Here is a 17,997-nt window from a genome sequence, read left to right as displayed (position 1 = left end):
GGGACCGGTCCCTCCGCCCGGCCCGGCCTAGGCCCGGCCGGCACCGCGCCGGCGCACCGCCACCGCGGCGGCCGCCGCCGAGGCCACCGCCGCCAGGGCCAGACCGCCGGCGAGGACCGGGGCTCCGGAACCGGCGTCCACGGCGGCACCGGTGTCGGCGCCGCCCACGGGCACCTCGTCCACCTGGGTGTACGGGTCCTCGGCAGGCACTTCCCCGGGCACCTCGCCGGGCTGGGCGTCCGGCCCGGGGCCGGCGCCGGGGACCCAGTCGATGACGGTGTGGCTCCAGCCCCCCGATGCGTTCTCCACGGGGATGCGGGTGGGGTCGTAGGGCCACTCGGCGCTCTCGCACACGACGCCGTCGCCGTCGTCGTCGACGAGGCTCGTGCTGTAGCTGACGGAGCCCACCGGGATGTTGTGGACGCCGTACCCGGCGGCCGTGGCGCAGTCGGTGAAGACCATCGCGTCCCCCGGGGCGGCCGTCGCCGGTCCAGCCGTCAGGACCGCGAGCCCGATCGCCGCCGCCGCCACGCCCGCTGCACTGTTCTTCATGGTGTTCCCTCGCTTCTGGGAGTGCTGATGTGCAAGCGCATCGTAGGAGGTTCACCACTGCAACGTCACGGGTCGGATAGTGATGCCGGCGTCCGCGCGGCGCGGCGGGCCCGGTTTCCGGCGGAAATCTGCCATTTCCGCTCTGACTGGTTGCATCGCGGTGCATTCTGTGAGTTTCATGACGCGGGCGCGGAACCGTCCGATCCTCGCCCATCCCCCTGGTCCGGGACAGGGCTGTGGCCGTCCCCGAGCGTCAGCCCGCTCGCGGCGGCTTCGTCGAGGACCAGCGTGGTCCGGGGGTGGAACTGCAGCACCGACGCCGGGCACCGGGCGGCCACCGGACCCTCCACGGCCGCGGCGACGGCCGCCGCCTTCCGCTCCCCCTGCGCGACCAGGAGCACCTGGCGTGCCTCGAGGATCGTGCCCAGCTCCTGGGTGAGGCAGTGGGTGGGGACGTCGTCGGGCCGGTCGAAGAAGCGGGCGTTGTCGGCGCGCGTCTGCGCGGATAGAGCCGCGACGCGGGTGCGGGAGGACAGCGACGAGATCGGTTCGTTGAAGCCGATGTGGCCGTTCGTGCCGATCCCCAGGACCTGGAGGTCGATGCCGCCGGCCGCGGCGATCGCCCGCTCGTACTCCTCGGCGGCCCCGCCCAGATCGGCGCGGGAGGCGTCGGGCACCCGGACCTGCTCCGGGGCCAGGCCGAAGGGCCGGACGACCTCCCGGTCCAGGTACGCGGCGTAGCTGCGCGGGTGCTCCGGCGGGAGACCGACGTACTCGTCGAGGGCGAAGCACGTGAGGTGCGAGAGGTCGAGCGATCCCTCGGCCCGGCGCCGGGCCAGCTCCCGGTAGATCCCGACCGGCGACGACCCGGTGGCCACCCCCAGCACGGTGTCCGGCTCTTGGGCGATCCGGCCGGCGACGACGTCGGCCGCGTACGTGGCGACGTCCGCGGCGGTCGGCACGATGACGATGTCCATGAGCTGCCCCTCCTCGTGCACTGGGAGGCCCATTGTCCTCGGACCGGTGGCAGGCGATCCAGCGGGGTTCAGGAGCCGGGGTCCAGCTGCGCGGCCGCGTGTCGGAGCACGGGACCGAAGTCCGGGCCGGCGCCGGGGCTCGCCGCCAGCGCCGCGACGTACAGGGCGGCCCAGGCGGCGGCGCGGCGCCACACGTCGTCGTCGTACCGGCCGGTGCTGTCCGCGACGGCGCGGAACCCGGAGCGCTGGTCCGCGTCGAAGGCCAGCCACGCGCCGGCGAGGTCGGACGCGGGGTCCCCGGCGCAGACGTCCCCGAAGTCGACGAGACCGGCCAGTCGCCCGCCCCGGTGCACGAGGTTCCAGGGGTGCGGGTCCCCGTGCAGCCAGACCGCCGGCCGTGACCACGGGGCGGCGCGCAGGCCGTCGTCGACGACGCCGCGGAGCCGCTCGGTGCGCCGCGCCCCGAGCAGCGCGGCCGCGGCCGGCCAGGACGGGGGCGCCGCGCGGAGCCGCGCGTCGAGCGGGACGCCCCGGTAGGGGTTGCGCGGGGCCTCCCCTGGTGCCGGCCGGTGCAGCAAGGACAGGGCCCGGGCCAGGTCCTCCGCGAGCCGCCCGCGCCGGGCGAGCGGCAGGGTCGCGACGGCCTCGCCCTCGATCCACCGGACCACCGACCAGGGCCACGGGTACCCGGCGCCGGGACCGCCGCGGAACACCGGCCGGGGCACGGCGATCCCCAGCGCGGCCAGCGGTGCGCCGGCCACGGCCGTCCACCGCACCTCGTGGAGGAGGCACGGGACGGCGGCGCGGCGCACCGGCAGGCGCACCGCGTGAGCGGGGCCGAGCCGGAACAGTGCGTTGTCCCAGCCCTGCGCCACCGGGGTCGGCGTCAGGTCCAGGAGCTCGCGGAGCTCCCGCGGCAGATGCGCCTCCAGCAGGCGGCGCACCTGGGCGGCCGTCGGCAGCACCTCGACCTCGGGCATCGTCCACCCCTCCTCCCGGCTGCGTCGGCTCGGGCGCACCCCGATCCAGGCTGCCGGACCCGGGACCCGGTGCGGGGGGTCCGGCAGAAAAAAACATCGCCACCCGGCCGGAGCCGGGTGGCGATGTCAGGTCGACGCCGGGGCGTTCAGCCCCGCGCCGGAGATCTCACGAGGAGATCAGGGCGTGATCACGCAAGCACGGTGATGTTCGCGGCCTGGGGGCCCTTGGGGCCGTCCTGGGTCTCGAACTCGACGCGCTGGTTCTCCTCGAGGGAGCGGAAGCCGCCGGAGTTGATCGCGGAGAAGTGCGCGAACACGTCCTTGGAGCCGTCCTCGGGGGTGATGAAGCCGAAGCCCTTGTCGGCGTTGAACCACTTCACGGTGCCAGTAGTCATGGGGAACCTGTCTTTCTGGGAAACGGAGCGTCCCCGGCGATCGGGGTGCTCGGGCGTTGCGATGCCTGCCAAAACGTCTTCTCAGAAAAACTGCTGCGCCCGATGTCCGGGCGAACTGCTTGAACTGCAAGAACGAAACTTCAACAACTGGTGATGACTCTACAGGTGTTCGGGGAAAAGCACAGTGACGGGTCCCACTGCCCCCGCGGACACCCGAGATCGCCGGGGGATCGCCCCGAGGCCGTTCCCACGGGCGCGTCGCGTCCATAGGCTGTGACCATGGCCACACCTGAGACCCGCACCCGGCCCACCGTCAACTCGGACATGGGCGAGGGGATCGGCCTGCACCGCTTCGGCAACGACCCGGAGCTGCTGCAGGTCGTGGACCTCGCCAACGTCGCCTGCGGCTTCCACGCCGGGGACCCGGACATCATGTCCGCCACCGTGGCCGCCGCCGTGGCCCACGACGTCGCGATCGGCGCCCACCCCTCCCTGCCCGACCAGTGGGGCTTCGGCCGCCGCGCCATGGTGCTCACCCCGGAGGAGGTCGAGTCCCTGGTCCGCTACCAGGTGGGCGCCCTCACCGGCTTCCTGCTCCAGCACGGGGCGGACCTGCACCACCTCAAGCCGCACGGCTCGCTCTACGGGATGGTCGCCAAGGACCCGGCGCTCATGGAGGCGGTGGCGGCGGTGGCCGCCGACTACCGCGTGCCCGTGCTCGGCATGGCCGGCACCGCCCACGAGTCCGTGTGCGCCGAGCGCGGCGTGCCGTTCGTGGCCGAGCTCTACGTGGACCTCGACTACAACGCCGAGGGCGGGCTGATCATCCAGCGCACGCCCCACGCCACCGACCCGCGCGCCGCCGCGGACCGGGTGGCGCAGGCCCTGGCCGAGGGGGTCGTGCGGGCCGAGGACGGCACGGAGCTGCCGATGCGCTTCGAGTCGGTCTGCGTGCACTCCGACGCCCCGGGGGCGCCCGCGGTGGCCCGCGCCGTCCGCGCGGCGATCGACGCCCACGCGGCGACGGGCACCTGACCCGCCCGGCCGTCGTCGTCCTGGCCTTCCGACCCGGACCCGGAGCTCCCCAACCCGGTGCCCGCCGACCCCACGTCTCCCCACCCGACCGAAAGGACCCGCACCATGACCGAGATCCAGTCCCCGCTCCCCGGTGTCTTCTACCGCCGCCCCTCACCCGACAAGGACCCGTTCGTCCGGGACGGCGACCCGGTCGAGGCCGGCCAGGTCATCGGTCTCATCGAGGTGATGAAGCAGTTCTCGGAGGTCCAGTCGGACGCCGCCGGCACGATCCAGGCCTTCGAGGTGGAGGACGGCGACATGGTCAACCCGGGGGACGTCATCGCCGTCGTCGCGGAGAGCTGAGCCGTGCCGATCTCCACGCTCCTGGTGGCCAACCGGGGCGAGATCGCGGTCCGGATCCTGCGCTCGGCGCAGCAGATGGGCCTGCGCACCGTGCTGGCCGTGAGCGAGGTGGACCAGGACTCCATGGCGGCGGAGCTCGCCGGCGCCGTGGCCGTGGTGGGCCCCGCCCCGGCCCAGAAGTCCTACCTGAACGCGGAGGCGCTCGTGGCCGCGGCCCTGGAGCACGGGTGCGACGCCGTGCACCCCGGCTACGGCTTCCTCTCCGAGAACGCCGCGTTCGCCCGGCGCGTCCAGGAGGCGGGGCTGACGTGGGTGGGCCCCGCCCCCGACGTCATCGACCTCATGGGCCACAAGACCCGGGCGCTGGAGGCCGCGATCGCAGCCGGGGTGCCCGTCCTCGCAGGGTCCAACGGGCCCCTGGAGGGCGACGACGACGCCGTCCTGGCGCTGGCCCGGGAGGTCGGCTACCCGCTCGTCATCAAGGCCTCGGCCGGTGGCGGCGGGCGCGGCATCCGCCTGGTCCGCGCCGAGGAGGACCTCCTGCGGACCGTCGACACCGCCCGGTCCGAGGCCGGCGCGAGCTTCGGGGACCCCACCGTGTACCTGGAGCGGTTCGTGGAGCGGGCCCGGCACGTGGAGGTCCAGGTCCTCGGCGACGGGCAGACCTTCCTGCACCTGGGCGACCGAGACTGCTCCCTGCAGCGCCGCTCCCAGAAGATCGTGGAGGAGGCCCCCGCCCCGGACCTGCCGGACGAGGTCCGCGAGCGCATCCGGGACTCCGCCGTGAACCTGGCCCGGCTGTGCTCCTACACCGGGGTGGGCACGGTCGAGTACCTCTACGACCCCGTCCGGCACGAGGCGGCGTTCATCGAGATGAACACCCGCCTGCAGGTGGAGCACCCGGTCACGGAGTTCGTCACGGGCGTGGACCTGGTCGCCGAGCAGCTCACGATCGCCTCGACCGGGCGCACGGAGCTGCGGCAGGAGGACATCTCCTTCGCCGGGCACTCCGTGGAGTGCCGGATCAACGCCGAGGACCCGGAGAAGGGGTTCATGCCGAGCCCGGGCACGATCAGCCGCCTCGACTGGCCGGAGGGGTCCGAGTACCGCGTGGACTCCGGCGTGCGCAGCGGCGACACCGTGGCCCCGTACTACGACTCGCTGCTGGCCAAGCTGATCGTGCACGCCGAGGACCGGGAGACGGCCGTGCAGCGGATGGGCGCGGCCCTGGCCGCCACGCACGTGGAGGGGATCAGGACCACGGTGCCGCTGCTGCGGCGGCTCGTGCTGGACCCGGAGTTCGCGGCCGTGGCGCACCACACCACCTGGATCGAGACCGAGCTGCTGACCGGCCGGGCCGGCGGCGCACCCAGCGACGAGCCCGGCGACGAGCCCGGCGACATTCCCAGTGAGGGGAGCGCACCATGACCGAGACCCTGTACCTGCCCACCGCCCGGTACACGTGGGGCGGTGACGAGTTCCTGTTCGTGGAGTTCGACGAGGCCATGAACCTCACCGCCAACTACCTGGCCACCACCGTGGCGCAGGGGCTCACCGCGCTGGACCTGCCCGGCGTGGTGGACGTCTGCCCCGCCAACGCGTCCCTGCTGGTGCGCTTCGACCCGGACTTGATCCGGGCCGAGGACCTCAAGCGCCGCACCCAGGAGCTCGAGGGGCAGGCCCGCGAGTCCACGCAGTACACCGCCGAGACCCGGATCATCGAGGTCCCGGTCTGGTACCAGGACCCCTACACCGCCGAGGTCGTGGCCCGCTTCCGCGAGGGCTACCACCAGGACCCCTCCGGCACCGATCTCGACTACGCCGCGAAGGTCAACGGCCTCGCGGACGCCGCCGAGTTCATCCGCCGCCACCACGAGTCCCCGTGGCTGGTGTCCATGGTGGGCTTCGTGGCCGGGCTGCCGTTCATGTACCAGCTCGTGCCGAGGGACCGGCAGCTCGAGGTGCCCAAGTACCTCAGCCCCCGCACCGACACTCCCCCGCTGACCGTGGGCCACGGCGGGTGCTTCGCGTGCATCTACTCGGTGCGCGGCGCCGGCGGCTACCAGATGTTCGGCATCGCCGCCGCCCCCATCTACGACCCCGAGCAGCACCTGCGCGACTTCCGGGACTTCCTCATCCTGTTCCGGCCCGGGGACCTCGTGAAGTTCCGGCCGGTCGACGAGGCCGAGTACCGCTCCATCCAGCAGCAGGTCGAGGACGGCACCTGGCGGTACAAGCAGGCGCCCGTGACCCTCGACGTCGAAGCCGCGCTCGCCGATCCCGACCGCTACAACCGCACCCTTCTGGAGGCCCTCGATGGCGCTGACGATTGAGCAGCCCGGACTGCTGACCACCGTCCAGGACCAGGGACGGATCGGGTACTACCACGTGGGCATCCCGCAGGGCGGGGCCATGGACCAGGAGTCCGCGCAGGCGGCGAACAAGCTGGTCGGCAACACCGCCGTGGAGGCCGTGCTCGAGTGCACCTACACGGGCCCCGCCTTCACCGTGGACGCCCCGACGACGATCGCTGTGACCGGTGCGGACCTGCCCGTGCTGGTCAACGGCGAGGAGCGCCCGTCGTGGCGGCGGATCGAGCTGGCGGCGGGGGACGCCGTGAAGTTCGGCGTGCTCCGCGGCGGCGCCCGGTTCTACCTGGCCGTCCGCGGCGGCATCTCCGTGCCGGAGGTGCTCGGCTCGCGCTCCACCTACGCGATCGGGCGGCTGGGCGGGCTGGACGGCCGGAAGCTGGAGGCCGGGGACGTGGTGCCGGTGGGCGAGCCCACAGGTCTGCTGCCCGAGGTCGAGGAGATCCCGGAGCGCCTCCGACCGGGCTTCGGGAGGTCGTTGGAGCTGCGGATCATGTGGGGCCTCTACGACCACCTGCTCACCGACGAGGGCCGGCGCCGGCTGGTGGAGGAGGAGTGGAAGCTCACTCCCGTGGCGGACCGGATGGGCCTGCGCTTCGAGGGCCCCGGCGTGGAGTGGATCCAGCGCCGGCAGCCGTTCGGGGCGGGCTCGGACCCCTCCAACATCGTGGACGCCGGCTACGCCGTGGGCTCCATCCAGGTCCCCGGCGGCACCCAGCCGATCGTGCTGCACCGGGACGCGGTCTCGGGCGGGGGCTACGCCATGGTGGGCACCGTGATCTCCGCGGACATGGACCTGCTGGCTCGCGCCGCCCCGGGAACGGTCACCCGGTTCCGCGCGGTGTCCATGGAGGAGGCCCTGCAGGCGCGCCACGAGCGGGCCGAGCGGCTGGAGGAGATCTGGGCGCTGTGAGCAGCCGGGCCTCGCGGGCCGCGGCGGGTGGTGCCGGTGCGGCACCACCCGCCGCGGTGCGTCCGCTCAGGAGAGTTCCAGCTCCCAGTCCTTGACGTCGGCCAGGGGCGCGAGCAGGCTGCCGTCGAGCTCGGCGAGCGGCCGGCCGCTGCGCACCCGCTGCGGCCAGTCCCGGTTGGCCAGCGCCGCCTTGCCCAGGGCGACGACGTCGGCCGTGCCGTCCGCCAGCATGGACACGGCCGTCTCCGGGTCGTCCAGGTGCCCGTTGGCGATCACCGGCAGACCCGAGTGCTGCTTGGCCAGCGCCGCGAGCGAGGGCCCCTCGTCGCCGAACGCCGGGGCGGTCGCCCGGTACTCGGTGGTGTGGACGAAGTCGATCCCGGTGGCGCCCAGGGTCGAGAAGATCACGTCCGCCTCGTCGAGCCCGCCGCTCCACCGGTGGTCGTGGTCGCTGACCTTGGCCTGGGAGATGCGGATGCCCACCGCCAGGTCCGGCCCCACGGCGTCGCGCACGGCCCGGCAGACCTCGGCGGCGAACCGCACCCGGTTCTCCGGCGATCCGCCGTACTCGTCGGTCCGGAGATTGAGGTAGTCGGTGAGGAACTGGTCGAGCAGGTACCCGTTGGCGCCGTGGATCTCGACGCCGTCGAAACCGGCGTCACGGGCGCGCAGCGCGGCGTCCACGAACGCCTGCCGGACCTCCGCCATCTGCTCCGCCGTGATCTCCGCGGGCACAGGGTACGGGCCCTCGCCGCGGTAGAAGCCCAGCTGCTCGCCCTTGGGGGCCACCGCGGAGGGCGCGATCGTCGAGTCGACGAAGCGGTTGCCCTGGGCCTGGGACCCCGCGTGCATGAGCTGGGCGAAGATCTTCGCCCCGGCCGCGTGGACGGCGTCGACCACCTCGGACCACGCCCGGGCCTGGTCGTCGGTGGCGATCCCGGGCTGGTACAGGTAGCCCTGCCCGTGGGCGGCGTCGGGGTAGATCCCCTCGGTGATCAGCAGCCCGAAGCCGCCGCGGGCGAAGGCCTCGTAGTAGGAGACCATGCGCTCGGTGGCGTGGCCCTCCTCCGTGGCGCTGATCCGGGTCATCGGGGCCAGCGCCACCCGGTTCTCCAGGGCGGCGGGACCGATCTGCAGGGGGGACCAGAGGGGGTCGAGATCCGGCATGTGCATCTCCTTCGACAGTCGTTCAGGGGTTGTTGGGTCGGTGGGTGCCTCTGACAGCCTCACACGGTGTCGGCGCTGAGGAGAAGCGCCCGCACGAGCCGCCCCGCGTCCAGGGGCGGGGCGCCGTGGTGGGTCCCGGCGGCGAGGATCCGCTCGAACTCCGCGCCGCCGTCGTCCGGCAGGGCGCGCCGGTCGACCAGGTGCTGGTCGACCAGGGCGTCGGCCAGCGTCTCGACGTCGGGGAAGACCTGCTGGGCGCCCGTCCGGGAGCCCAGCACCCACCGGTCGCCGAGCACGGTGATCCTCGCGCGGCGCCCCACGCTGCGCCGCAGCTCCGCGAGGACGGCCTGCTTCATCCCGTTGAGGTTGATGTAGGCGGTCACCTTCGAGACCGCACGCCCGCCGGGGCATCCTGCGCACATCGTGACATCTCCTCCCGGGCCGGCTACGGCATCACGTCGCCGCTGTTGGGGCCCAGCGTCTGGCCGGTGTAGAGGTCGCCGCCGGGCGAGGAGGCCAGCAGCAGCGCGGTGGGCGCCACCTCGTGGGCCTGGCCGAAGCGGCCGATGGGCAGCTCGGCCTGCTTGGCGGCCTTCCACTCCTCGGACAGTCCCTCGATCAGCGGTGTCACGATCGGACCGGGCGCGATCGAGTTGACGAGGATGTGGTGCTCGGCGAGCTCCAGCGCCATGGCCTTCGTCATGCCGATCACCCCGGCCTTGGCCGCCACGTAGTGCGTCAGGCCGGTGCCGCCCTTGATGCCCAGCTGGGAGGCGATGTTGATGATCCGCCCGCCGCCGCGCTCCACCATGTGGGGCGCGGCCCAGCGCGCGGCCAGGAAGACGCCCTTGAGGTCCACGGCCAGGACCTTGTCGAACGTCGCCTCGGTCATCTCCAGCAGCGGCGTCTCGTCGAGGATGCCGGCGGCGCTGACCAGGACGTCGATCCCGCCGAGCTCCTCGACGACCCGTGCCATCGCCTGCTGCACCGCCTCGCCGTCGGTGACGTCCACGGCGATCGCCGTGGTGCGCCCGCCGAAGCTGCCGCTCTCCTCCGCGACGGCCGCCGCGTGCTGCTCGTCGCGGTCCAGCACGGCCACGTCCGCGCCCTCCCGGGCGAAGAGCAGGGCGATCGCCGCGCCGATGCCGCTGCCGCCGCCGGTGACGACGGCGACCTTTCCGGTCAGTTGCTGTTCCATGTCTGCCTTTCCTGGTGGGCTCAGCTCGGCCAGCGGACGGTGAGCCCGCCGTCGACGATCAGCTGCTGACCTGTGACGTAGGCCGAGTCGTCGCCGGTGAGGAAGCGGATGGTGCGCGCGGCCTCGTCGACGTTGCCCACGCGGCCCCAGGGGATGATCGAGCCCGCGGCGTCGAGGCCCTCGCGGCCCAGCGAGTTCACCGGGTCCAGGGACTGGGGGCTCTCGATCAGCCCCGGGATGACGGCGTTGACCCGGATCTTGCGGGGTGCGAGCTCCACGGCCAGCGAGCGGCACAGGCCGATGAGCCCGGACTTCGCCGCCGCGTAGTGGCTGTGCTCCTCCCACCCGTAGACGCCGCCGGCGATCGACGACGTCGCCACCATCGCCCCACCGTGGGTCATCCGCGTGCTGCAGGAGCGGAAGACGCGCATCACCCCGGAGAGGTCGACGGCCATCATGTCGTCCCACGCCTGGTCGGTCATGTCCGCGAGCGCGGCACGGCGCAGGATGCCGGCCGCGGCCACCGAGATGTCCAGCCGGCCGAACTCGTCGAGCGCGGCCTGGGCGAGCTTCTCGGTGTCCTCGAAGCTGCGCACGTCCATGGGGACGGCCGTGCAGCGCCCGCCCGCGGCCTCCACGGCGCGGACGGTGTCCGTCGCGTCGTGGGGGTCCGAGGGAAGGTAGCCGATGACGCTGTGCGCCCCGGCCCGGGCGTAGGCGACCGCCAGCGCCCGGCCGATCCCGCTGCCGCCGCCGGAGATGACGGCGACCTTTCCCTCGAGTCCGTCGTCGCGGTTCATGCGATCACCGTGGTCCTCAGGTGGGCGTCCTTCAGGGTGCGGGTCCCGGCCATGCACAGCGCCGAGAGGATCAGCCCGCCGGAGCCGGTGATGATCGCCGCCGTGGCCGTGTCCACCCCTGCGGTCAGCAGGATGGTGAGCAGCCCGGAGCCGGCGATGCCGCCGAGCGGCGCCATCACGTGGGCCACGTTCGCCCCCATGCCGCGCACCTGGGGCGGGAAGAACTCGCCCATGTAGAAGAGCAGCGCTGCGTACGGCCCGGTGAGGAAGAACAGCGTCATGGCGTACAGCGGGATGATGTAGCCGGAGGTGCCCGGGCCCAGCAGCATCGCCAGGCTGACGATGCCGCCGGCGATCCAGCCGAGGACCACGGTCGGCTTGCGGCCGATCTTGTCGCCCAGCCAGCCGTGGAACACGTAGCCCACGAAGCCCACGGCGTTGGAGAGCACCAGGATGATGAGGGCGTTGTCGAAGGAGACGCCCTTGGCCTCGACCAGGATGGTGGTGCCCAGGACGGAGAACACCTGGATGCCGAACCAGTTGAAGAACCACGCCAGGGACAGGCAGGTCGTGTGCCGGCGCAGCTCCGGGGTGAAGACGTCCTTCACGCCGGTGGCGTGGTGGGCCGCCTCCTCGAGGCCGTGCTCGTCGGCCAGCGCGTGGGCACCGGCGGTGTCGCCGGCGGCCCGGCGCCGCCGGACCTCCTTCATCGCGGCGAAGGTCGGGGACTCCGGCAGGCGCAGGGCCAGGCCGACGACGATCAGGGACAGCACCGCGGCGACCACGAAGCTCCAGCGCCAGCCGATGAGCGGGAGCGTCAGGGCCGACAGCCCCGCGGAGACCAGCGCACCGACCGGCCAGCCGCCCTGGACGAGCGAGTACATGAGGCCGCGGCTCTTGGCCTCCTTGTAGATCTCGTTGAGGTAGACCGCGTTGACGACCTCCTCGGACATGGAGAAGCCGGAGAAGGAGCGGATGATGACCAGGCTCGCGGCGCCGATGGCGGCGCCGGTGAGACCGGACGCCACGGCCCCGCCGAGCATGAGCACGATGAGCGCCTTCTTGCGGCCCATCTTGTCGATGATCGTGCCCACGGCCAGGGCCACGATGAACACGCCGATCGTGGCGTAGGTGTTGATCGCGGTGGACTCGGCCACCGACCAGCCGAAGTCCTCGGCGATCACGGGGAGCAGCGTGCCGAAGAGGGTGAAGTCGTAGACGGAGGCCACTCAGGCGATGAAGCAGACGATCGAGACCTGCTTGACCACCTTCGGGGTGATGGGCACGTTCCAGGGCTCGACGCCGGAGGGCGTCGGGTTCGAGCGCAGAGCGGACATGGCGGTGTTCCTTCGTGCCGGTGGGATCAGGCGGAGGTGCGGGGACTGCGGGCGGCGAAGTCGCGGGCGACGTCCTCCATGAACGCGAACTCCACGCCGTCGTGACCCTGGAGGTGGTCGAAGAGGCGCTCGAGCATCAGCAGGTTCTGCGGGCGGCCGCAGACGTCGGGGTGGATGGTGAGGGGGAAGACCGCGTAGTCCATCTCCCGGTAGACCCAGTCGAACTGGTCCTTCCACAGCTGCTCGATGTCCCGCGGGGACACGAAGCCGTGGCTGTTCGGGCTGGACTTGATGAACATCATCGGCGGGAGGTCGTCCAGGTACCACGAGGCGGGGATCTCGATGAGGTCGGTCTCCTCGCCGCGCACCAGGGGCTTCATCCACTCCTGGGCCGAGGCCGCCTCGTAGTCGATCTTGGTCCAGGTGTCCCCGACGCGCACGTAGTACGGGGTGTGGTCGTCGTGCATGAGCGAGTGGTCGTAGAGGAAGCCGCGATCGAGCAGGATCTCGTTGGTCACCCCGGAGAACTCCCACCAGGGCGCCACGTAGCCGACGGGCTTCTTCCCGGAGCGCCGCTCGATGAGGTCGGTGCAGTAGTCGAGGATCTCGGTCTCCTGCTCGCGGGTCATCGCGATGGGGTTCTCGTGGCTGTAGCCGTGGACGCCGATCTCGTGACCGGCGGCGACGACCGCGTCGAACTCCTTCGGGAACGTCTCCACGGAGTGGCCGGGCCAGAACCAGGTCACGGGCATCTCGCGGCGCTGGGCGAGCTGGAGCAGCCGCGGCACGCCGACCTCGCCGGCGAAGAGACCGCGGGAGATGTCGCCCGGGGAGTCCTCACCGCCGTAGGAGCCGAGCCAGCCGCCGACGGCGTCGACGTCGATGCCGACGGACACGTAGATCTTCTTGGACATGATGTCTCCTCTGGTGGTGGGTGGTGTTCTAGAGGTGGGCGGTGAAGGCCCCGGGGAACTCGGCGGCCGAGGTCCCCAGGGAGAGCAGGAGGGCGGCGAGGATGCGCGCCTGGAGCGGGTTGAGGTCCCCGGAGGGGACGGCGCCGGCCGCCACGAGGTCGGTGCCCCCGCCGTTGCCGTAGAGCGGGACGACGGGTCCCCACGGGGCACGCGTGCTGAGCACCACCGCGCAGCCGGCCCCGGCCGCACGGGCCACCGACTCCGCGAAGCCGGGGCCTGCGTTGCCGACGCCCGATCCGGCGAGGACCACGGCCTGCGCACCGGAGCGCACGGCGAAGTCGAAGAGGTCCGGGGTGGCGCCGGTGTGGGCCGTGATGATCTCGACCCTGGTGCTGTCGAAGGCCGCCGGCGGCAGCGGCAGCGGCTCCCGGCGGACCGGCCTGGCCGTGACGACGAGCCCGGAACCGGCCATGTGCGCCACCTCGGCGCCGCCCTGGAAGGGACTGCTCGCGGTGGTGTGCGCCTTCCGGGCGCCGCGGGCGGAGCGGACCGTCCCGTCGAAGGAGATCAGGGCGCCGCTGCCCCGCAGCTCGGGCGAGGCGGCGGCCAGCACCGCCTCCTCGACGTTGCGGGGGCCGTCCGGGGCCGGGCTGTCGGCCGGCTGCTGGGCGCCGGTGAGCACCACGCTCTTCGGGGAGCCGTGCACCAGGTCCAGCAGGAACGCCGTCTCCTCCAGGGTGTCGGTCCCGTGGGTGACCACCACGCCGTCGTTGGCCGGATCGGCCAGCGCGTCCCGGGCCGCCTCGGCGATCGCCCGCAGCTCCCCCAGGGTGAGCCGGTAGCTGCCCGTGGTGAGGACGTCCCGGGCGGAGACGGTGAGCTCGCCGTATTGGTTGCGGGACAGGTCGGCCGCCGTGTCCGTGGCCACGGAGCCCGTGGACCCGCCGCCCCGGGACGCGATGGTGCCCCCCGTGCCGAGCAGCTGGATGTGTGTCACGTGCCGCCTCCCTTCCGTGGGGTCGTCCCGCTCCGCGGGAGCGTCAATGGTCTATGCAAACGAATGCCGCAATCGATTGCGTACGATGTTGGGATCGACCATAGAGCGCCTCTAGAGTGATGCGCAACACATTCACGAGAATTTAACGTCCGTTACTGTGTGGAAACAGCCGCGAGGAGGTGGACATGGGCGCACGACCGGCGGTCACGCTGAAGGCCCTGGCGGCCGAGCTGGGCCTCAATCCCTCCACGGTCTCCCGGGTGCTCAACGACCCCAAGGGCCTCGGCTCCAAGTGGGCCGCGCCGGACACCACGGAGCGGATCTTCGCGCTCGCGGAGGAGCGCGGCTACCGCAAGAACCCCTACGCCGCGTCGCTGCGCACGGCCAAGTCGCACATGATCGGGGTCGTCGTGCCCCGCCTGCAGGACTACGTCCTGGCCACGATGTACGAGGGGATCGACGAGGCCGCCTCCGAACACGGCTACTTCACCGTGGTCTCCAACTCCCTCGACGACCCCGCCGCCCACCGTGCCAAGGCGGAGAAGCTGCTGGACCGCCGCGCCGACGGCCTGATCTTCGGCGACGCCCTGTTCGAGGACCCCTTCCTGGACGAGCTCGCCGACCGCGGAGTGGCCTTCACGCTGGTGAGCCGGCGGTCCCCGGGGCACCGGTCCGTGACCTGCGACGACTACGCCGGGGGACGCATGGTCGCGGAGCACCTCGTCGCGTCCGGCCGGAGGACCTTCGGGCTCATCGCGGGCAATCCGCGGGCCTCGACCTCGATCGACCGCTGCGCCGGCTTCCTGGACGCGCTCGCCGGGCACGGCCTCGGCGTGGACCCGGCGCGGGTGGTCCCCGGCGGCTTCGACGCCCCGGCCGGCAGCGTGGCCGCCGCCCGGATCCTGGCCGCCGGGCCGCTGCCCGAGGCGGTGTTCGCGGTCAACGACTTCGCGGCGATCGGCGCGCTCGGCGTGTTCGCCCGGGAGGGGATCACGGTCCCGGAGGACATGGCCCTCGTCGGGTTCAACGACACGCCGCTGGCCGGCAGCGTGGGGCTCACCACCGTGCGCTCCCCCATGCACAGCATCGGCCGGCAGGGCTTCGAGATGCTGATGGACGTGCTCGACGGCCGGGACGTGGAGAGCGTCCGGCTCCCCCCGGAGCTCGTGGTGCGCACGAGCGCCTGAGCACCGGCCGCCCCCGTCGCAGGATCGGAGGACCAGCCCGCCGTCGGGTGCGGGGCGGAACCCCGCGGCAAGTCGGCGCAACTGTGGACAGGGTGCTGATCGATCAGGTATGGGCCCAGTGCTAGTGTTGATGCATCACGCGGGTGATCAGCCGGGGGGCTGAGCCACCGTGTGAGGATCTCGCCGGAACGAGCGGCCGCAAGGCCGCCGGCACGACGACGATCATGATGCCGCCGTCCTGGTGGCAGCGGGCCTCGGACCATCTGGTCAGTCGTCGGGGGGCGACTCCCCTGCCACCGGGACGCGCAGGCCCCTTCCGTCCGCAGCGGATGCTCCACGGCACGACCGCTGCGCCCGCCGGTCAGGCGAAGGCGAAGACCAGCGGGAAGACCACCACCACGACCGCGGCCCACACGCCGTAGACCGGCAGATAGCGCGTCTGCCAGCGCTCGAGCTCCGCGAACGGCCGGCGTCCCCGCAGGCACCCGGCGCTCAGCCAGGCCGCCCGTACCAGGTGCACCAGCAGCAGCAGGTTCAGCCCGAGCGCGGCGATCTTGTTGGGGCTGGAGCCGAACTCGGCGATCCGGGTCAGCATCGCGGTCAGCATCACCGCGTCCACCGCCAGCGCCGCGACGACGAGCACCAGCTGCAGGCCGTCGAAGAGGCCGGGCGGCTCGAGCGGGTCCCGTGCGGAGATCGAGTAGAGCAGCAGCGCCAGGACCAGCACGAGGATCGCGTCCATCAGGATCAGCAGCCCGCGGTCGACGTCCACGAGCCCGCCGGCCGCCGTGAGCACCACCAGCAGGGCCAGCAGCATCAGGATCGTCAGGGGCGTGAAGACCCGGGTGAGGACCGGGGCGATGTTCTCCACGACGTTCTGCTTGGCCTCGACCAGCCACGCGGCCACCACGAGCGCGCCGGGCACGGCGAACGGCAGGATCCAGTCCTCCAGCACGGGCTCCAGGTCGATCCCGACGACCTGCAGGGCCCCGAAGGTGAGCCCGACCAGCACCGCCCCGCCCAGGGCCAGGAGCGTGTAGTAGATCACCAGCTCGCCGGTGAAGCGGACGAAGTCCATCCGCCGGCTGTCGGAGCGCCACCTCCCGCCCGTGTAGGCGATCCCGGCCAGCAGCCACAGGACCACCGGCGCGTGCAGGACGGCGAGCAGCTCGGTGGACCCGCCGGGGACGAAGGGATAGCCGTTGAGCACGACCGCCAGCACGGCGAACGGGACGAGCAGCCCCGCCACCACGCGCGCGGTGAGCCGGCGCTTCCACGCGAAGTACCCGGCGAGGAAGGGCAGGACGAGCAGGCCGAGGTTGCGGGCCAGCACCGCCTCGTCGCCGAGCCAGGCGGTGCCGGCCTTGACCGCCACCCCCGCCCCGACCGCGAGCGCCAGGACGACGCCCAGCTCCCGCCACGGCGGTTCGCCGGCGTCCGCGGCGTCCTCCGGGAGGAGCACGAGCTGCTTCCACAGCCGCTCGGAGTGCTCGCGGGCGAACTCGTGCGAGACGGCGTCGAGGTTGCCCATGCGCTTGATCGCGACGAGGAAGGCCTCGTCGTCGTCGAGCCCGGTGGCCCGCAGGTCCGCGACCTGTTCGCGCAGGTGGTCCTCGAGCTCGTCGACGTCGGCCGGGGAGATCGCCTGGCGGCGCTGGACCCAGCCGCGCCACCGCCCGATCTGGGCCTCCTGCTCCGCGTGCAGCTCCATCACGCCCACCGCTCGGTCGTGGCGGGCGGCTGCTGGGCGGCCTGCCACACCTGCCGCAGCGCGTCGGCCACGACCGCCCACTGCTCCTGCCGGTCGGCGAGCGCGGCCCGGCCCGAGGCCGTGATCGCGTAGTGCTTGCGCCGGCGCCCGGCCTCGGACGTGCCCCACGAGGAGGACACGTAGCCGAGCCGTTCGAGCCGGTGCAGCAGGGGGTAGAGCATGCCGTCGGTCCACTGCATGGAGCCGCCGGAGAGCTCGCTGACGCGCTTGAGGATCGCGTAGCCGTACAGGTCGCCGTCCGCCAGGATCCCCAGCACGAGCGGGGTGGCCGAGGCGGCGACCAGGTCCTTGTCGATGCGCACTGCGCCTCCTGATACCTAGGTGTGCTATGCATTGAACCCTAGCAGCGCTAGGTATGGCAAGCGGGGCGCCGGAAACAACGGCGCGGGTCGGGAGGGCTGGGCACCGCCGTGTTCGGCGCCTACAGTCGAAGCAGAGTTGCAGAAGAGAACACCCCTGGGAGGTGGTGATCCGTGCGCCCGCAGCCCGGCCTCGCCGCGCTCCCGCTCAGCGCGCCGCTGGCGGCGGAGGTCCGCCACACCCGCGGCGTCTACGCCTGGTGGCTGGACACCGCCCGCTCCCCCGCCCCGGAGGCGGCCGGGCTGCACCTGCCCGCGGTGCCGCGGCTCCGCCACTCCTCGGGGACGGCCGAGCTGCTCTACGTGGGCCGCGCCCGGCGCGACCTCCACCGGCGGATCCCCGGCCAGCACCTGCGGCGCACCCGCTCCTCCGCGCTGCGGCGCACGCTGCTCGCCGCCCTCCTGCCCGGGGACCCGTCCTGGCGGGACGGCGCCGCCGTGGACGGGCGGGGCCGCGTGGTCCTCGACGAGGCGCACGAGCAGCGGCTCACGGCGTGGATGCAGGAGCACCTGCTCCTCGGCTGGGCGGAGTGCGGGACGAAGGACGACGTCGACGCCCTCGAGCAGCACTGGGTCGCCGCGCACCAGCCGGCGCTCAACACCGAGGGCACCGGCCACGGCCCGGAGCTGACCGAGCTCAAGCGGGTCTTCCGCGAGGGCCTGCCCCAGCGGTCCTGAGCTCCCGGGGCCGCTGGGGCCGC

At 72.8% G+C, this 17,997-nt stretch carries 20 protein-coding genes; 7 read left to right on the top strand and 13 right to left on the bottom strand.

The window, feature by feature from the left end:
- Positions 1-27: 27 nt before the first annotated feature.
- The 4 genes from ACZ2G1_RS13680 to cspE form a co-directional block, all read right to left on the bottom strand.
- Positions 28-552, bottom strand: coding sequence for an excalibur calcium-binding domain-containing protein (locus ACZ2G1_RS13680; protein WP_147284819.1), 525 nt, complete (start codon positions 550-552; stop codon positions 28-30).
- A gap of 176 nt (positions 553-728) precedes the next feature.
- Entirely contained in the window at positions 729-1,529 is an 801-nt protein-coding gene (gene nagB / locus ACZ2G1_RS13675) for a glucosamine-6-phosphate deaminase (protein ID WP_470377001.1), read from the bottom strand.
- 68 nt (positions 1,530-1,597) lie between these two features.
- Positions 1,598-2,509: a phosphotransferase gene (locus tag ACZ2G1_RS13670; protein ID WP_470377000.1), complete on the bottom strand. Its 912-nt coding sequence runs from the start codon at positions 2,507-2,509 to the stop codon at positions 1,598-1,600.
- 188 nt (positions 2,510-2,697) lie between these two features.
- A complete protein-coding gene (gene cspE, locus ACZ2G1_RS13665) occupies positions 2,698-2,904 on the bottom strand; it encodes a transcription antiterminator/RNA stability regulator CspE (RefSeq protein ID WP_035923571.1) in 207 nt (68 codons plus the stop codon).
- 279 nt (positions 2,905-3,183) lie between these two features.
- Between cspE and ACZ2G1_RS13660 the strand changes: the two genes are divergently transcribed.
- The 5 genes from ACZ2G1_RS13660 to ACZ2G1_RS13640 all read left to right on the top strand — a co-directional run bounded on the left by ACZ2G1_RS13660 (position 3,184) and on the right by ACZ2G1_RS13640 (position 7,566).
- Positions 3,184-3,939, top strand: a complete 756-nt coding sequence (locus ACZ2G1_RS13660) for a 5-oxoprolinase subunit PxpA (protein ID WP_181372611.1) — start codon at positions 3,184-3,186, stop codon at positions 3,937-3,939.
- 105 nt (positions 3,940-4,044) lie between these two features.
- Positions 4,045-4,284: an acetyl-CoA carboxylase gene (locus tag ACZ2G1_RS13655; protein ID WP_017834473.1), complete on the top strand. Its 240-nt coding sequence runs from the start codon at positions 4,045-4,047 to the stop codon at positions 4,282-4,284.
- A gap of 3 nt (positions 4,285-4,287) precedes the next feature.
- The gene (locus ACZ2G1_RS13650) at positions 4,288-5,712 is read left to right on the top strand and encodes an acetyl-CoA carboxylase biotin carboxylase subunit (protein ID WP_470376999.1); all 1,425 of its coding nucleotides are present in this window, start codon (positions 4,288-4,290) and stop codon (positions 5,710-5,712) included.
- The gene (locus tag ACZ2G1_RS13645) at positions 5,709-6,617 is read left to right on the top strand and encodes a 5-oxoprolinase subunit B family protein (RefSeq protein ID WP_470376998.1); all 909 of its coding nucleotides are present in this window, start codon (positions 5,709-5,711) and stop codon (positions 6,615-6,617) included. The genes ACZ2G1_RS13650 and ACZ2G1_RS13645 overlap by 4 nt, the downstream gene beginning before the upstream one ends.
- A complete protein-coding gene (locus ACZ2G1_RS13640; protein WP_284562904.1) occupies positions 6,601-7,566 on the top strand; it encodes a 5-oxoprolinase subunit C family protein in 966 nt (321 codons plus the stop codon). The genes ACZ2G1_RS13645 and ACZ2G1_RS13640 overlap by 17 nt, the downstream gene beginning before the upstream one ends.
- 66 nt (positions 7,567-7,632) lie before the next feature.
- On the opposite strand, the gene ACZ2G1_RS13635 is transcribed toward ACZ2G1_RS13640, so the two are convergent.
- The 7 genes from ACZ2G1_RS13635 to ACZ2G1_RS13605 form a co-directional block, all read right to left on the bottom strand.
- Positions 7,633-8,733, bottom strand: a complete 1,101-nt coding sequence (locus ACZ2G1_RS13635) for an oxidoreductase (RefSeq protein WP_115163389.1) — start codon at positions 8,731-8,733, stop codon at positions 7,633-7,635.
- A 59-nt stretch (positions 8,734-8,792) separates the two neighbouring features.
- Positions 8,793-9,155 carry a hypothetical protein gene (locus ACZ2G1_RS13630; protein WP_147284818.1) on the bottom strand — a complete coding sequence of 121 codons (363 nt, stop codon included), beginning with the start codon at positions 9,153-9,155 and terminating at the stop codon, positions 8,793-8,795.
- Between the two features lie 23 nt (positions 9,156-9,178).
- Positions 9,179-9,931 (bottom strand): SDR family NAD(P)-dependent oxidoreductase, encoded by a 753-nt coding sequence (locus tag ACZ2G1_RS13625; RefSeq protein ID WP_126349688.1) that lies wholly within the window; start codon positions 9,929-9,931, stop codon positions 9,179-9,181.
- 20 nt (positions 9,932-9,951) lie between these two features.
- Positions 9,952-10,731 (bottom strand): SDR family NAD(P)-dependent oxidoreductase, encoded by a 780-nt coding sequence (locus ACZ2G1_RS13620; RefSeq protein ID WP_272026599.1) that lies wholly within the window; start codon positions 10,729-10,731, stop codon positions 9,952-9,954.
- Positions 10,728-11,960, bottom strand: coding sequence for an MFS transporter (locus tag ACZ2G1_RS13615; protein ID WP_470376997.1), 1,233 nt, complete (start codon positions 11,958-11,960; stop codon positions 10,728-10,730). Before ACZ2G1_RS13615 ends, ACZ2G1_RS13620 begins: the two co-directional genes overlap by 4 nt.
- 134 nt (positions 11,961-12,094) lie before the next feature.
- Entirely contained in the window at positions 12,095-12,982 is an 888-nt protein-coding gene (locus ACZ2G1_RS13610) for a polysaccharide deacetylase family protein (protein WP_470376996.1), read from the bottom strand.
- A 28-nt stretch (positions 12,983-13,010) separates the two neighbouring features.
- Positions 13,011-13,979 (bottom strand): asparaginase, encoded by a 969-nt coding sequence (locus ACZ2G1_RS13605; RefSeq protein ID WP_284562907.1) that lies wholly within the window; start codon positions 13,977-13,979, stop codon positions 13,011-13,013.
- Positions 13,980-14,164: 185 nt separating this feature from the next.
- On the opposite strand from ACZ2G1_RS13605, the gene ACZ2G1_RS13600 reads away from it, so the two are divergent.
- A complete protein-coding gene (locus ACZ2G1_RS13600; protein WP_470376995.1) occupies positions 14,165-15,166 on the top strand; it encodes a LacI family DNA-binding transcriptional regulator in 1,002 nt (333 codons plus the stop codon).
- 361 nt (positions 15,167-15,527) lie between these two features.
- Here the strand turns inward: ACZ2G1_RS13600 and ACZ2G1_RS13595 are convergent, their stop codons facing one another.
- On the bottom strand, positions 15,528-16,886 hold the full coding sequence (locus tag ACZ2G1_RS13595; RefSeq protein ID WP_470376994.1) for a permease prefix domain 1-containing protein: 1,359 nt from the start codon (positions 16,884-16,886) through the stop codon (positions 15,528-15,530).
- Positions 16,877-17,239, bottom strand: coding sequence for a PadR family transcriptional regulator (locus tag ACZ2G1_RS13590; protein WP_272026592.1), 363 nt, complete (start codon positions 17,237-17,239; stop codon positions 16,877-16,879). The genes ACZ2G1_RS13595 and ACZ2G1_RS13590 overlap by 10 nt, the downstream gene beginning before the upstream one ends.
- 171 nt (positions 17,240-17,410) lie before the next feature.
- Between ACZ2G1_RS13590 and ACZ2G1_RS13585 the strand changes: the two genes are divergently transcribed.
- Positions 17,411-17,974, top strand: coding sequence for a GIY-YIG nuclease family protein (locus ACZ2G1_RS13585; RefSeq protein ID WP_470376993.1), 564 nt, complete (start codon positions 17,411-17,413; stop codon positions 17,972-17,974).
- Positions 17,975-17,997: the final 23 nt, after the last annotated feature.

It is taken from the genome of Kocuria sp. KKT182, from assembly GCF_055635395.1.
Note: the sequence above shows the minus strand (reverse complement) of the source record. Positions and strands in the feature narration are given on the sequence as shown.